The 14246-nt window shown below is 44.2% G+C and carries 13 protein-coding genes; 4 read left to right on the top strand and 9 right to left on the bottom strand.

Annotated features, from left to right (window positions below; genetic code table 11):
* Positions 1 to 44 precede the first annotated feature (44 nt).
* Complete coding sequence (locus tag ABD960_RS15270) at positions 45 to 1598, bottom strand: right-handed parallel beta-helix repeat-containing protein (protein WP_345332044.1); 1554 nt, start codon at positions 1596 to 1598, stop codon at positions 45 to 47.
* Between the two features lie 33 nt (positions 1599 to 1631).
* Positions 1632 to 3269 (bottom strand): glycoside hydrolase family 31 protein, encoded by a 1638-nt coding sequence (locus ABD960_RS15265; RefSeq protein ID WP_345332042.1) that lies wholly within the window; start codon positions 3267 to 3269, stop codon positions 1632 to 1634.
* Between the two features lie 291 nt (positions 3270 to 3560).
* Here ABD960_RS15265 and ABD960_RS15260 point away from each other — a divergent pair, with 291 nt between their 5' ends.
* Positions 3561 to 5804, top strand: a complete 2244-nt coding sequence (locus ABD960_RS15260) for a GH92 family glycosyl hydrolase (protein ID WP_345332040.1) — start codon at positions 3561 to 3563, stop codon at positions 5802 to 5804.
* A 71-nt stretch (positions 5805 to 5875) separates the two neighbouring features.
* Here the strand turns inward: ABD960_RS15260 and ABD960_RS15255 are convergent, their stop codons facing one another.
* Both ABD960_RS15255 and ABD960_RS15250 read right to left on the bottom strand, forming a co-directional pair.
* Complete coding sequence (locus ABD960_RS15255) at positions 5876 to 6442, bottom strand: porin family protein (protein WP_345332038.1); 567 nt, start codon at positions 6440 to 6442, stop codon at positions 5876 to 5878.
* Between the two features lie 181 nt (positions 6443 to 6623).
* Positions 6624 to 7019 carry a hypothetical protein gene (locus ABD960_RS15250; protein WP_345332036.1) on the bottom strand — a complete coding sequence of 132 codons (396 nt, stop codon included), beginning with the start codon at positions 7017 to 7019 and terminating at the stop codon, positions 6624 to 6626.
* Between the two features lie 229 nt (positions 7020 to 7248).
* On the opposite strand from ABD960_RS15250, the gene ABD960_RS15245 reads away from it, so the two are divergent.
* Positions 7249 to 8073, top strand: a complete 825-nt coding sequence (locus ABD960_RS15245) for a M12 family metallopeptidase (protein ID WP_345332034.1) — start codon at positions 7249 to 7251, stop codon at positions 8071 to 8073.
* A 64-nt stretch (positions 8074 to 8137) separates the two neighbouring features.
* Here the strand turns inward: ABD960_RS15245 and ABD960_RS15240 are convergent, their stop codons facing one another.
* The 5 genes from ABD960_RS15240 to ABD960_RS15220 all read right to left on the bottom strand — a co-directional run bounded on the left by ABD960_RS15240 (position 8138) and on the right by ABD960_RS15220 (position 12563).
* Complete coding sequence (locus ABD960_RS15240) at positions 8138 to 8818, bottom strand: PKD domain-containing protein (protein WP_345332032.1); 681 nt, start codon at positions 8816 to 8818, stop codon at positions 8138 to 8140.
* A gap of 128 nt (positions 8819 to 8946) precedes the next feature.
* The gene (locus ABD960_RS15235; RefSeq protein ID WP_345332030.1) at positions 8947 to 9993 is read right to left on the bottom strand and encodes a hypothetical protein; all 1047 of its coding nucleotides are present in this window, start codon (positions 9991 to 9993) and stop codon (positions 8947 to 8949) included.
* Positions 9994 to 10056: 63 nt separating this feature from the next.
* On the bottom strand, positions 10057 to 10944 hold the full coding sequence (locus ABD960_RS15230) for a class I SAM-dependent methyltransferase (protein ID WP_345332028.1): 888 nt from the start codon (positions 10942 to 10944) through the stop codon (positions 10057 to 10059).
* Between the two features lie 138 nt (positions 10945 to 11082).
* Positions 11083 to 11835 (bottom strand): ABC transporter ATP-binding protein, encoded by a 753-nt coding sequence (locus ABD960_RS15225; RefSeq protein WP_345332026.1) that lies wholly within the window; start codon positions 11833 to 11835, stop codon positions 11083 to 11085.
* The gene (locus tag ABD960_RS15220) at positions 11832 to 12563 is read right to left on the bottom strand and encodes an MlaE family ABC transporter permease (protein ID WP_345332024.1); all 732 of its coding nucleotides are present in this window, start codon (positions 12561 to 12563) and stop codon (positions 11832 to 11834) included. The genes ABD960_RS15225 and ABD960_RS15220 overlap by 4 nt, the downstream gene beginning before the upstream one ends.
* A gap of 204 nt (positions 12564 to 12767) precedes the next feature.
* On the opposite strand from ABD960_RS15220, the gene ABD960_RS15215 reads away from it, so the two are divergent.
* Complete coding sequence (locus ABD960_RS15215) at positions 12768 to 13250, top strand: hypothetical protein (protein WP_345332022.1); 483 nt, start codon at positions 12768 to 12770, stop codon at positions 13248 to 13250.
* A 234-nt stretch (positions 13251 to 13484) separates the two neighbouring features.
* Entirely contained in the window at positions 13485 to 14246 is a 762-nt protein-coding gene (locus tag ABD960_RS15210) for a universal stress protein (protein WP_345332020.1), read from the top strand.

The following is a 14246-nucleotide window of genomic DNA, read 5'->3' as shown; positions in this document are numbered from 1 at the left end:
GTTTGATTAACCGGCAGGGCATTTCTTTATGGTATTTGATAATATCAGTAGGCCGATTCGTCGGCGCCTATATCAACCCGATTATTTACTTTGCGGGCGCCGCCGTCAATATCAAACTCACCTGTTTGTACCACATAGGTAGGCAGCCCTGCGTTTACTGATGCCGAAGTGCTGCTTAAATGCAGGTTCGGAGTCGGTAAAGTGCCTGATACGTAACCCGGGATACCATAGGTTGAATTGGCATCTAATCCGGTAGCAGTTTTAAAGGCCGCCAGGCTTGAGTAAGTGGTGCCGTTGATGCCGCCCCAGTCAAACGTTACGTTTGAAGCCGATGCCGACAGCGAATAATATTTATTATAGTTAAAGCTAAGCCCGGTTGAGGTGTAGCCTAATGATGCGATCACAACAATATTGCTGCGCGAGTGGATTATGTTGTTGATGAAGGATACGTTTGCCATATTCTGCATATGAATTTCTCCACCCCAGCCGCCTTTAGAGTAATTTTGATAAAGGGTATTATTGCTCACGGTTGAATTGATCACCTTACCGTTTGATTGGTTGGAGCCGATAAGCAACCCGGCCTCAATATTATTATAAACAAAGTTGCTGCGTATGTTTATGCCTTCGGCATTGTTATTATTGTTTTCACAGCCAACGCTAATACCGGCGTAATTTTCATAACTGGTGTTGCCCTCAATGTTAATCCATTTACCGCCATCAACATAAATACCGCCCGAGGTGGCCACCGGCGATACGCAGCGGTAAACGGTGTTATATTTTACATTGCCGTTGCGTGCAAAGTTTACGTTTGCAGGTGCGCCTGTCCATGCGTAATGCCCGGTCATGTCAATACCTATATTTTTAATATCATGTACAACGTTGCGCTCTATCAAGAAGTTCTCCACGTTGCCACCCAGGGTAAGGCCTTCGCTATAGCCGGTGTTGCAATTATAAATCTCGTTGCCGCCTACGTAAATTTGATTATAAGAGGTGGATGTGGTGCCAATTAGTACTAAAGGGTTGGCATTATCGGTACTGGTAGGTATGGCTGATGCGTTGGTAGTCCAGCCGATGTTATAAATTTTACAATTGGTGATATGCACATCAGTGCCCGAGCCGGAAATATAGATACCCGAAGCAAAGCTGCGAATGTTATTAGCTATGCGGATGTTATCTATCTTAATGTGGCTTTTGCTTGCAATGCCTATCATGGAGTTTTGCGCATCGTTGGTGGCATTTACGCCATCCAGTGTAACAATGCCGCCATTGTAATTGGTGAGCGTAATTTTTTCGCTGGCGGATGCGCCTGAGTTTGGCCAGTAAAGCCGCTCTTTGTAGGTGCCTGCCGCCACATAAATGTTGCTGCCGGCACCGTTAGTGGTTTTGTACAGCGCAGCCTGTATGGTTTTTAGCGCTGCTGCTGCTGTTAATCCGGTGTTGGCATCGTTGCCTGACGCTCCGTTAACGTAATAATTGGTAACCGCGAAAGTCGCCTTTTTTGAATCTGCTTTGGCTTCAGCCGCAGCCGGGCTTTCACTGTTCTTTTTACACCCTCCCAGAGCGATGAGTAAAACTAATAGTACTCGTAAATTTTTCATAATGGTTTATATGGTTAATTGATGAATTTAACGTTACTTACTCACCAGCTCAAAAACGGGCAGCCGGTTAAGCGGAACATCCTGCGCAATTTTTGTTGGTCCCTTTATGGTTTTTCCACGGTCGTCGCGCCATTTGCCTTTGGGCAGGTAGATGGTTTTAACACGGTTTTTATCCAGTGCCGGGGCTACCAGCAGTTTATCGCCTAACATAAACTGGCTTTTTACCTCCGCATATCCCTGAGCCGGAAACTGGTATTCCATGCTGCGTACAATGGGCTGCCCTGTTGTTGCGGATTGTTTGGCCAATTGCATAATGTACGCGGTATGCTTTGCGCGGATTATTACCGCTTGCTTAACCAGTGCCTGGTTATCTTTGCTTAATACCCGCCACGGCGCCACCGAAAACTGCATCATTGGCATCAGCGCCGAGCATTGCGCCGAGCGCACAACCAACTCCTCATCCAATTTATCCCGGCCGATAAACGAGCCGTATTCGCCGCCGCCTATCATATCGGGGCAGGTGAAGTTGTAGCCCAGCAAGCCGGCCACGGTAATATGCGGAATGAGTTTTTGCAGGTCGGCCCAGGTATGCTGCTTATCGCGCAGGCGCTGCACCAGCGGTTGGCCGGCCATTTTCCACATGGCGCGGTATTCGTTAAGCGGGTAATCCAGCCCGATTTCGCCCCACAGGCGGCTATGGTCGTTAGGCGTCGCTTTTTTAAAGGAAATAGCATCCCTGGGGTAAAAATCAGCATCACCGGCGTCAAACTTAAAACCATCTAAATGATAGGTGCTCACCATGTGGTCGAGCCTGCTTTTAAACCAGGCTTTTGCCTGCGGATTGGTAAAATCAAGTACGGCGCTGTAGCCATTCCACCAACTGATAATGGCGGGATTGACAGCTTTATCCCAATTATTCTTTTCTTTTTGATCCGCACTGTATAACAGAAGCTTTTTGGCCAACAGTTCGCGGTAAACCTCGGTGTCCGGCGATACGAACGGACTAATCCAAAGCATCACCTTAAAGCCCATTTTGTGCAGACTGTCAACCATCGCGGTAGCGTTGCTGAACCTGTCCTTCCTGAAATCAAACCTGCCGTAATAATCGGCCCAGTTATCATCTATCATCAGCACACCAGTAGGGAAACCGTTGGCCACAATATCATTGGCGTACTTTAATATGTCGGTTTGGTTTTGATTGTATACCAATTCAATCCAGGTATTGTATTGCGGGCGGCTGAACAAAAGCGTGTCGGGCAGTTTATCCTTTGTCGTGAAATGCTTCTTACTCGCATTGCTGAAGGCATCCTTCAGGTCACGGCCGGTAGAATCAATATCCAAAGCTTGGCTATCGTCTGATATAATCAGCTGATTGCCGTTTATAGTAAATTTAAAAGGTTCATCGCTCCAAATGTATCTGCCCTTTGTTGATAGCAGCAGGGGGCTGGCCTGGTTTGTACCAGTATTGGCAAATAAATCGAAAGTGTAGCCATCTTTAAAAGGCATGGTATGCGCTTCATTCACCGCCCCACCATACCAGTATTCCCCGTTTTTTATGATAATGGTGGTGTTTTGTGCAAACATGGCGTTGAACGATAACAAAAATGGAATTGCAACAATCAATTTATTCCATGATTTTTTCAGGCGGATAGACAGGTAATTATTCGTCATATAAAAAAAGGATGATGTAGAAGTATTGATTTGTTGTTCAGGGCGTAACATAAAATTGAACTAAATCCGTGGCTAAAAAAAGCGGCCGCAGTTACTGCTGCCAAAAAAGCTGTTGTGCAAACGTTTGCACTGGCTACGCAAACGTTTGTTCTATTTTAATTAAAATGGATAAACTCGCTCCGTCACAAAATTTATATACAATAAAGCTTTGGCATATCGGTACAGATTATAACTTTGGTTAATCGTTTAAGCAAGTTATTATTTGCTTAATAACCAATACAAACAATATCCATGATCAAAAAAATTAAGCGTTACGTTTCGGCATTAACTTTACTGTCCGCTTGTAGTTTGCCGGGGCTGGCCCAGCAAAATTCAGGCGAGGGAAACCTGAAATACGTTGATACCCGCATTGGCAATGTTGGCGCTTTGCTTGAGCCTACCCGGCCAACGGTACAGTTGCCCAACCAGATGATGCGCATGTTCCCGATACGTAAAGATTACCTTGACGACCAGATCAGCAGCTTCCCGTTACTGATCGTATCGCACCGTATGGGCGAGGCTTTCAGCATCAAACCAACTACCGGGGCAGTTACGGCCAAAGCATTTAATGAGCGCATGACGTACGATCATGATCTCGAGATCATTCGCCCCTGGTACTATAAAACCTACCTGATCGATCAGGATATCACGGTGGAGTATGTGCCGGGTATAAAAACGGGTATCTATAAATTCGAATTCCCGGCAAAAGGGGAGAAGAACCTGCTGCTTGGAACTTACAATGGCGATGCATCAGCCTGGAACATCAACGGAAACGAGATAACCGGAATGGAAACCTATCATGGCGACATTAAAATTTATACTTATGGCATATTCAGTCAAACGGGTACTCCGGGCATCCTGAATAATGGTATACCTGCGGCTGGCACATCAGTTAACGGCAAAAACATCAAAGCCTTTATTAGCTTTAATAATGCTGCAGGCAGTACGGTAGAGCTGAAATACGCTGTTTCATTTGTGAGCGCGGAGCAGGCAAAGGCAAATTTTGAAACAGAGTTTAAAGGCGACCGCGGATTTGACCAATTGAAGCAATCCGGCGAGCAGGCCTGGAGCAAGGTTATAAATCAGATTGACGTTAAAGGCGGTACCGAAGCGCAAAAGCGTAGCTTTTACTCAGCATTGTACCGTTGTTATGAGCGGCCTGTTAATATCTCCGAAGGGAATAAATATTATAGCGGTTATGATAAAAAGATACATGAGAGCAAACGTGCCTTTTATGTAGATGACTGGACCTGGGACACCTACCTGGCGCATCACCCGCTGCGCACCATACTTGACCCTGCGCAGGAAGAGGATATCCTGAACTCCTACGTAAACATGTATCAGCAAAGTGGTTGGGTACCTACATTCCCGGTTCTGTTTGGCGATCATGCCTGTATGAACGGTTTCCACTCAACCGTAAGTTTTTTGGATGCCTACAACAAAGGTTTGCGTAATTACGATACCAAAGTAGCTTACGAGGGGATGCGCAAAAATGCTACCCAGGCTACCATGATGCCTTGGATGAACGGCCCGAAGGGTCCGTTTTTAGAAGATTTTTATTATGCAAACGGCTACATTCCGGCCCTGCATCCGGGCGAAAAGGAAACCATACCCGGTGTACATGGTTTTGAAAAGCGCCAGGCCGTAGCGGTAACGCTTGGCGCCAGTTATGACGATTGGGCGCTGGCACAATATGCCAAAAATATAGGCAAAACAGCCGATTATAACCTGTTTATCAAGCGTGCCGATAACTACAAAAAGCTGTGGAGCGATAAGGATATGCTGTTTATGCCCAAGGATGACAAGGGCAAGTTCATCAATATCGATCCTAAGTTTGATGGTGGTATGGGGGGGCGCGATTATTATGACGAGAACAACGGCTGGACCTACCAATGGCAGGTACAGCATGATGTACCCGGATTAGTAAGTCTGATGGGAGGTAAAGAAAAGTTCGAAGCCCGTTTAGATCAGCTTTTCCGTGAGGGTTTGGGCCGCAGCAAGTATGAGCTGCAGGCTAAGTTCCCGGATTTTACCGGTATAGTAGGCCAGTTTTCGATGGGTAACGAGCCGAGCTTCCACATACCATACCTGTATAATTTTACTGATGCGCCATGGAAAACACAGAAACGTATCCGCTTTTTGCTTGATGTATGGTACAAGGATAATATTTTCGGTATCCCGGGCGATGAGGACGGCGGTGGGATGACGGCTTTTGTTGTATTTTCGTCAATGGGTTTTTACCCGGTTACGCCCGGTAAACCGGTTTATACTATTGGCAGCCCGATGTTTGAAAACGTTACGGTTGATTTGCCGAACGGAAAAAAATTCAGGCTGATTGCCAACAATGCCTCAGTTGAAAACAAATATATACAGAGCGCTAAATTAAACGGAAAGGCGCTAAACACACCGTGGTTTACACATGCTGACCTTGTTAGCGGTGGCACACTTGAACTGGAGATGGGGCCTAAACCTAACAAGCAGTGGGGAGTACAATAGTTATAAGATGATTAAAACAAGAAGTGCCGAAATGTTTTACATTTCGGCACTTCTTGTTTAGGTGTTGATTGTTAAAAGAATTTAAAGCCAACGCTTAATGCCCAAAGGCTCTGGCGCTGATCAAAGTAATTGCTTACTTTGCTTAAACCGCCTTCGTAACGCAGGTCAACAGTAATGTTGCCCACGTCAACACCGCCACCGGCCTGGAAACCAAGGGTGCTGCTTTTGTAGTTACGGAAAGCCTCGTTTACATTGTCGCCAAAGCTGCGGCTGTCGCTTAAAATAGCCGAGTAAATAGGGCCTGCAGCTAAGTGAAAGTTCAAATCTTCCTGGCCAAAGCTTTTGCCTACCAGTACCGGAATGTTCAGCGTTGTAAAACGTACTTTACCACTGTAGGTATTGTCGTCGCTTTTAAATTTACCGCCGCTGCTGCCCAGGTATAGCTCGGGTTGTAAAAACCAGTCAGAACCGAAACGCGCGAAACCACCAACCTGGTAACCCGTAATACTTGATTCATCCAGGTTATCCGCATTAATTTTTGAGAAGGTAATACCTGCCTTGGCGCCAACGGATACCTGCGCTTTTGCGCCGATGACACCAGCCACCAGCAAGGCAATTGATAATAGATACTTTTTCATTTTGTGTAAAAATTTGGTTCAACATCGATTTAGATGTTTGGTACTTAACAATAGTTTAACTGCTTTGTGTTAAATTTAACATGCGTTAACAGCAGCGTTTGTTGTTAATGATATTTTAAACACAAAAATAAATACTCACACAGCCGCGAAGATTTATCGCGCATTCATTTAATGGCGCAGCTTACTGCTGTACAAAATTGGCCAGCTCAACGGATGTTTCATAACTGGCATTTTTGTAACGGGTTATTTTGTCGTCCAGGCAAACGGTATCAATGCCGCCATCAGTGTTAGTCAGTAACAGTTTTACCCGTACGTCAGGTTCATAGGCGTTGTCGGTTTTTCGCAAGCTCTCAAGCAAGTTATTCAGGGTGTCGAGCCGGGCTTTATCGTTTATAGTTTTACTGCGCCATTTATCGGCATAGTAAGTATCAAATTTTTCGCAGCTGATTTGGAACATGGTTTCAGTTTGAAAAGATATCGCTTCAACCGTAGCGGCTTTTATTGTGTTCGCGGGTTTTGAATTTTGGCATGTGCTGAACAAAATTATAAAGGCAAGGGCTGCAATCAATCTTTTCATACTTATGGCTTATTATTTATGGCGAAAGCAATTTATCAATTTCAATAAATATTAAAAACCAGTCATCGTTAAAATGCCGGTCTGCATTTTCAAATGGATAATTTTCAGAGGAATAATATGCTTATATATTATATTTATTTCTCTAAAGTAAAATTTTCTTCTCAAAAATGCGTTTATGATGCATCTAACTAACCAAAATTAAATTACTCATTTTCTAAAATCATCACTTATGCGTTTAAAACATTTAACACCGGCATTGGCGCTGATTGTACTTGCGGCATGTAACAAATCAACACAGAATGAAGTGGCGCCTGAGTCTGCCGCCAATATTGTTGATAGCACAAATACGGAAACAGATTACTTTGCTGACGGCTACATACCGCAGGCTTGTATTGATATGACCGATACAACCGATGATAGCCGCCTGCAAACGGATGCCGTATATGAAGGAAATCATAAATGGGCGAATGGCAAAACACTTAAGATATTTTTTATTAATGGTGGCGACTATCTACAGGGCAAGGTGATGAAGTATGCCCGCAAATGGGCCGAGCATGCTAACCTGCATTTTGTAAAAACGGACAATAAGGCCGCGTCAGACCTGCGTGTTGGCTTCAAGGTGAATAATAATAAAGGTTCATGGTCATATGTCGGCACCGATGCGAATAACCACAAAGGCGAGCAAACCATGAATTTTGGCTGGTTTGACGGCAAGACCGAAGAAAAGGAGTTTAGCCGTACCGTAACCCATGAGTTTGGCCATGCCATAGGCCTTGTACATGAGCAAAGCAGCCCGGTAGCCGAAATTAAGTGGAACAAAGAAAAGGTATACGCGTACTACAAGAAGTACTACGGCTGGGGCAAGAAAAAGGTAGATCAGAACGTACTCTATAAATATCCTAAATCGGATGTACGGAATACCAAATTTGATCCGAAATCGATCATGCAATATCCTGTAGATTCAGCGTTAACGCGCGATGGTATGTCAATCGGGTACAACTATTATTTGTCTGCCAAAGACAAAGATTTTATAGGCCGCATTTACCCGGATTAAGTTTTTTAAGCAACAAAGGCGGATTATGTAAATTATCCGCCTTTGTTGCTTAATTAAAAGCTATTTATCTCGCTGGCTTGAGATAGATCATTGGCCTGCTCCCTGCTTTTGTTTTTAAAATGCTTCTGTAATGGTTAGCGGTTTGCGTTACGCCCGGGTTTGATTTTCCGTTCGTGCCCTGCTCGTCACCAAAATATACCTGTGTTTCGTTATTAATTGTCAGGTCGTTGTGTTTAAATTTATTGATATTGTACCCGTTTATAACAATGAATATCCGATTATTAACCGCACCACCCAGATGGATGGTGTTGCGTGAAGTGTAAACCGTATCAGAACTGCTGGAAATAGCTAGTGGGCCATGTTCTACAAAGTCAAGCAATTCATTATTAGCGTTAACGTAGTAGGACACCGCTTCAAAGGCAAGTGAAGTATTGTTTTTTACAACATAACTTGAGGTGCCGTTACCTACCTTAATAGCATGTGTACTTACCGAGCTGCCCGCAGTGAGCTTTACCGTATAGTTACCGGCTTTAGTGTATGCGTGCGTAGGATTAGCCTCTGTTGATGTTGAGCCGTCACCAAAATCCCAGGAATAGCTGCCGCCGTTTTTCGAGGTGTTGTTAAACGTTACCGATTCCGTTAAATAGAAGCTTGTTCTTTCAGTTGAAAAGCCGGCTACCGGATCTTTTTTACATGATGATGCCGCGATAAGCACTACGGCCAGCAAAGAGCAGATTTTTTTCATATCAGTGATAAGGATTAAATAATGCTTACAATATAGCCAAATTAATTGCAGTTTAAAGCTTTATTTTTCAGAGTATAATTTGACTTTAAAACAAAAAATGCCGCTTGATTGGAGCGGCATTTTTGTTCTTACTGATATTGAATGTAAATCGGTATCGGTTTATATTTCATAAGTTCAGCAGGGGTAAGCATACGCTTAGGCTCCTTTTTGATGTCGTTTTTGTAAAACAGCTTAAAGCCTGTAAACTGTACCGGCTCCGGGTATATCCAGTGGCGGTAGGTGCCCAGTTTAAGCGATGGTTCGCCCCAGCCATCCATATCCATCACCACTTGTACCTCAGGGCGGGTTTTAATATCTTTAGTGTTGGTAACCATTTTACGGGTAAAGCGGTGTATCACTAATATCTTAGGCGGCAGGTTATTCTTTTTAACCAAATCAGCCAAGTAATTGCTCACATAGTTGATGTCCGCCGCATCATAAGTGCCAATGCGTTTGCCCGGTTTGCTGCCATCCTTCATAGAGAATTCAGGGTCCATACCAAAGTGTACGTTAGGCATGGCCAGGTATTTCTCCAGCAAGGGCAGTTCTATCTTGATATCGCTTAGTGCTACCTGTACATCTAAAAATACCAGCGCGTCTATCTTCTTCGCCAGATAAAGTACCGTGTCAATCTGTTTAAATGGCATACGGTAACGGTATTTGCCATCCTTGCCGCCGTCACCTTGCGCTACTACAGCTATGTAGTGTAAGGCAGGTACAACCGGTGTTTTGGGGTCGGCTTTTTCCCAGTTCTTTACTTCGGTTTTTAGTTTGGCCAGCATTTGGTCGGCAGGCAGCTCGCCCAGAATGCCCATTTTTTTAGAGAACAGGTTTCCGTAAAAAGCAACTACGCGCTTAAACGGCAATACAGCTCCGGGCAGGGGATAAGCAGCCTTTTTTACCGGCCAGTAACCATTGGTATCGCCGTTAGCCAGGCGTACGTTAAGCGAATCGTACAGGGCGGTATCCAGCGGTGGGTAGGTCGATTTCTTGGTGGTATCGCCATCCTCGTTTTCGCCTTTGGCGGCTGTCAGCGAGGTTTTTGAAGCCGATTTGCCGTTACCGGTGCAGTTAGATAATAAAGTTAAAGTTGATAAACAGCATAACAATAACAGGAAGATGTGCTTTGTTCTCATGGCAGATTTAAAGGCAGTTTTATAGTTCAATTAAGTTGTAAATATAATGGAATGGTTTACCTGTTAAGCTTTTATTTTACAAAACTTGCCAAATACGCCAAGCGGCAGTTTCGGACCGGCGGTGGCCTGAAGGTACAGCTCGCCTGTTTCAAAGTTCTCCACCTGCGGATAAGCGCTTTTAACCAGATTTTCAATAATTACCGATGAAAAACCCAATGAATAGGTGTTCAGTATCAGGAAGTGTTCTTCCGGGTCGAGCAGTTGCACTACATCACGCATCATCTCTTTAATATGGTCTTCCAGTTTCCATTTCTCGCCGTTTGGGCCATGGCCGTATGCCGGTGGGTCGAGAATAATGCCATTATATTTTTTGCCGCGCTTAAGTTCGCGCTTTACAAACTTTAATGCGTCCTCAACTACCCAGCGTATATTGTTCAGGCCTGATATTTCCTGGTTCTCGTTCGCCCAGGTAACTACCTGTTTAATCGAGTCAACGTGCGTGGTTTCTGCCCCCGCGGCATTGGCAATAAGCGACGCGCCACCGGTATATGCAAACAGGTTAAGCACCTTCGGATTAGGCGTTTTAAACTTTTTAACATTGCTGCTGATGTAATCCCAGTTAACGGCTTGCTCCGGGAATATACCTACGTGTTTAAAAGACGTTAACCCGAGGCGGAATTTAATAGCCGCGTCAGGGTTTTTATATTCAATATGCCAGCGGTCGGGCGTTTTTGTATTTTTTTTTACCCACTCACCGGTGGTTGCCGAGCGGCCTTTGAATTTAATATGGTGGCGTTTTTGCCATTCGCTTTCGGGCAATGCCTTATCCCATACCGCCTGCGGTTCGGGGCGTATCAGTATCAGTTCGCCAAAGCGCTCCAGCTTCTCAAAGTCGCCGCAATCAATCAGTTCGTAATCTTTCCAGTGCGTAGGCGTAAGTAGTTGGATCATTATTAGCGATTAGAAATTTGTGATCAAAGATCAATATTAACTTTAGCCTGCAAAGGTAATGAATAGTTAATTGATTAGGCACGGTAGCGTGTTAGTTAAAATAATTGATAACTATTCACCAATCACCGCTCACTAAACTTACAACTTCTCTTTTGCCGCTTCCATAAATTTGCTGGCGAACACAAAGTCGTTTAGTTCCTGATTATCCGTATGGGCAATTTCTTTGTTTGACCCTTCCCACCATTTTTGCCCCTGGTGCAGAAACAGGATGTGATCACCAATACCCATCACGGAGTTCATATCGTGCGTTACCACTACGGTAGTGATTTCATATTCTTGGGTTAGTTCCGCAATAAGTTCATCAATCAGGATGGACGTTTTTGGGTCGAGACCGGAGTTAGGCTCATCCACAAACAAATATTTAGGTTGCATGGATATTGCACGTGCAATACCCACACGCTTTTTCATACCGCCCGAAAGCTCGGCAGGGTACAACTTATTCTTGCCTTTCAGATTTACCCTTTCCAGACAGAAGTTGGCGCGGTCAAGCTTCTCGCTTTTTGATTTATTGGTGAACAGGTTAAGCGGGAACATGATGTTCTCTTCAACCGTCATACTATCAAACAAAGCTGAGTTCTGGAAAAGCATACCTATTTCGGTACGTATCGGCACACGCTCCTCAAAACTCATTTCGGTAAAATTCTGTTCGTTAAAAAACACCTGGCCTTTGGTTGGCTCGTGCAAACCAACAATACATTTAAGCAGGGTAGTTTTACCGGAGCCTGAACCACCTATGATCAGATTATTTTTGCCCGGTAAAAATTTAGCGCTGATGCCTTTAAGTACCTCGTTGTCGCCGAATGTTTTAAAAATATCCTTTATCTCGATCATAACATTACGCGGGATATAATAAGGTCAGCAAAAAGTATCATAATACAGCTCCAAACTACGCCCTGCGTAGCCGATTGTCCAACTTCTAAAGCGCCGCCCGAGGTATAAAAGCCCTGATACGCGCAAACTGAAGTAATGATGAAACCAAAGGTGAATGATTTTACCAGCGATGCCTGTAAGGTGATGGGTAAAAAGCCATCGCGCAAGCCCAAAACGTAGTCGGCAGGCGCAATGTCGCCCGATGCGGCGCAAGCAATGTAACCACCGGCCAGGCCAAGGCATATTGATAATATATTGAGCATGGGCACCATGGTAATTCCCGCAAATATTTTAGGGGATATCAAGTAGCCCGGCGCGTTCACGCCCATAATTTCAAGGGCGTCAATTTGTTCGGTAACGCGCATGGTGCCAATCTGTGAGGCGATGCTTGAACCTACACGACCGGCCAACACCAATGCTGATATGGTTGGGCTGAACTCAAGGATGGTTGAATCGCGCGAGATGCTGCCCGCTATGGTTGCCGGCACCAGCGGACTGGTTAGCTGAAAAGCTACCTGTATAACCGCAACGGCACCAATAAATAATGATATTACGCTGATGATGCCCAGTGAACCAAGGCCTATGGAAACCATTTCGCGCATGATCTCGGCCCAGTACACACTGAACTTTTCGGGCTTTCTAAAACTTAATCGGAGTAGAAGTATATATCTGCCTAAACTGGTAAACATTAGTATCTCGGATAAATCGGGTTAAAAGTACATTTTTAATAGCAAACTGTTTTGATAACCCATTTATGGCGGCGGGATTTATGCAGTTGTACTAAAATTATGTATTAAAGCTGAAGAATGTAAAAATTGTTTTGCGCGCTTATAAATTATACCGATATACGTAAACTTACCAGGAATACAGGTATCAACAATAAGGCATCAACTATGGAAACGGATTTTAACAATATACATCATTCAATTATCAACATAGAGGATTTCTCGCTTTACTGGCGCTTTGAAGGCGAGCCATTTCCCGAACGAGACCTTAAAATGATTGAACCGCTGAGTATGCAAGGCGCTAAATTTTTAAGTGACTTTTTAAAAAACGCTGATTTACACGCAGAAGAACCCTTTAAGACGGGCTTCTTTAAAACAGTGAATTATACCAATATAACAGACGACAATGCCGTTTTTATAAAAGAATGGTTGTATGGCAAGGGAATTTCACCCGATAAAAAAGTTTATTTGATTTGGGATATGGAAACCGCAGCTATAGTTCCATTCAGGGTACTTGTTGAATACTTTGAAGATTTTTATTATCCTTCATCAGATGATTTGACGGTTTTTGATGAAGGGTTGAACTGGGCTTTACTTTTTCACCACGCGGATATATTGTTTTGGGGTGAGGGCCGATTAAATATATCATAATACTGACCTATTAGGTAATTATATAGGATTTGTAATCCCTGTTTAATCTTTACTTATTTTTTAACTTTTCATAAAACCATTTCAAAAACGGCTTGTTGCTATATTTAGAAGGCGAACCCACCACACGCTAATCAACCTTACAAATTTTTAGAAGTTCCTGTTCCGATTTAAGTTGATGCACCCTGTGAGGCGTGTTTTTTTTTGTTTGCGTTTTTTTTACAACATCTACCGTATATGAAAGAAGTATTATTGTTAAGTGATGGCTCGATCCATAGTGACCGCGCCCTGCGTGTGGCTGCCGAAGTTTCGCGGCTTGCCGGAGTGCCTTTAGTAGTGGCCAACGTGGCCGATGTTAAGGCTGGTGTTAAAGTGTTGATTTCGGGCAGGTTTGAGGAGGCGACGGAATCGCAGGAGCCGGAAAATAATGTTTATGGTGAGGAGGTGGATGCCCACGGCTTAAATGAGCAGGAACTTGCCCAACTGGTTAATCAAAGGGCGTCATCATTATTAATAAGCGGCCTTGGCAATAGTGCTACCCTGTGTTTACACAAAATACTTAGCCGTATTACCTGCCCTATGTTAGTGTTGCCAGAATACCATACGTTTAATGGTTTTAAACGGATAACCTATATGGCCGATTTACGTTATTGCCAGCTGCCTATTGTGCGGTACCTTGCTAATATGGCTAAGGATAAAGGCGCCAGCGTACACATTGCGCATTTACCAGCCAGCGGCCTGCCGCGTATGGATGAAAGTTATGCACTTGATGTATTTAACAGTGGCATACGCCGGTATGTTAATTACGAAAACCTGAAATTTAGCAACACTACCGAGCGCGACCTGCAAAAAGCAACGGATGTGATTATCAATACCATGAAAACCGACCTCCTGGCATTGGCCAACCATCAGTATCATTTCAGGGAAGTGCTACAGGGCCAACTTAGCCCGGGCGCATTGAACGCGCTGCATGTTCCGGTGCTGGTATTTCCTGGATAG

It is taken from the genome of Mucilaginibacter defluvii (assembly GCF_039543225.1).
Taxonomy (GTDB): domain Bacteria; phylum Bacteroidota; class Bacteroidia; order Sphingobacteriales; family Sphingobacteriaceae; genus Mucilaginibacter; species Mucilaginibacter defluvii.
Note: the sequence above shows the minus strand (reverse complement) of the source record. Positions and strands in the feature narration are given on the sequence as shown.

Bases quoted from the DNA above. Each gene is read 5' to 3' on its own strand.
- ABD960_RS15230 (WP_345332028.1), bottom strand. From the start codon at position 10,944: ATGATCCAACTACTTACGCCTACGCACTGGAAAGATTACGAACTGATT.
- ABD960_RS15270 (WP_345332044.1), bottom strand. From the start codon at position 1,598: ATGAAAAATTTACGAGTACTATTAGTTTTACTCATCGCTCTGGGAGGG.
- ABD960_RS15250 (WP_345332036.1), bottom strand. From the start codon at position 7,019: ATGAAAAGATTGATTGCAGCCCTTGCCTTTATAATTTTGTTCAGCACA.
- ABD960_RS15265 (WP_345332042.1), bottom strand. From the start codon at position 3,269: ATGACGAATAATTACCTGTCTATCCGCCTGAAAAAATCATGGAATAAA.
- ABD960_RS15255 (WP_345332038.1), bottom strand. From the start codon at position 6,442: ATGAAAAAGTATCTATTATCAATTGCCTTGCTGGTGGCTGGTGTCATC.
- ABD960_RS15220 (WP_345332024.1), bottom strand. From the start codon at position 12,563: ATGTTTACCAGTTTAGGCAGATATATACTTCTACTCCGATTAAGTTTT.
- ABD960_RS15225 (WP_345332026.1), bottom strand. From the start codon at position 11,835: ATGATCGAGATAAAGGATATTTTTAAAACATTCGGCGACAACGAGGTA.
- ABD960_RS15215 (WP_345332022.1), top strand. From the start codon at position 12,768: ATGGAAACGGATTTTAACAATATACATCATTCAATTATCAACATAGAG.
- ABD960_RS15260 (WP_345332040.1), top strand. From the start codon at position 3,561: ATGATCAAAAAAATTAAGCGTTACGTTTCGGCATTAACTTTACTGTCC.
- ABD960_RS15240 (WP_345332032.1), bottom strand. From the start codon at position 8,818: ATGAAAAAAATCTGCTCTTTGCTGGCCGTAGTGCTTATCGCGGCATCA.
- ABD960_RS15235 (WP_345332030.1), bottom strand. From the start codon at position 9,993: ATGAGAACAAAGCACATCTTCCTGTTATTGTTATGCTGTTTATCAACT.
- ABD960_RS15210 (WP_345332020.1), top strand. From the start codon at position 13,485: ATGAAAGAAGTATTATTGTTAAGTGATGGCTCGATCCATAGTGACCGC.
- ABD960_RS15245 (WP_345332034.1), top strand. From the start codon at position 7,249: ATGCGTTTAAAACATTTAACACCGGCATTGGCGCTGATTGTACTTGCG.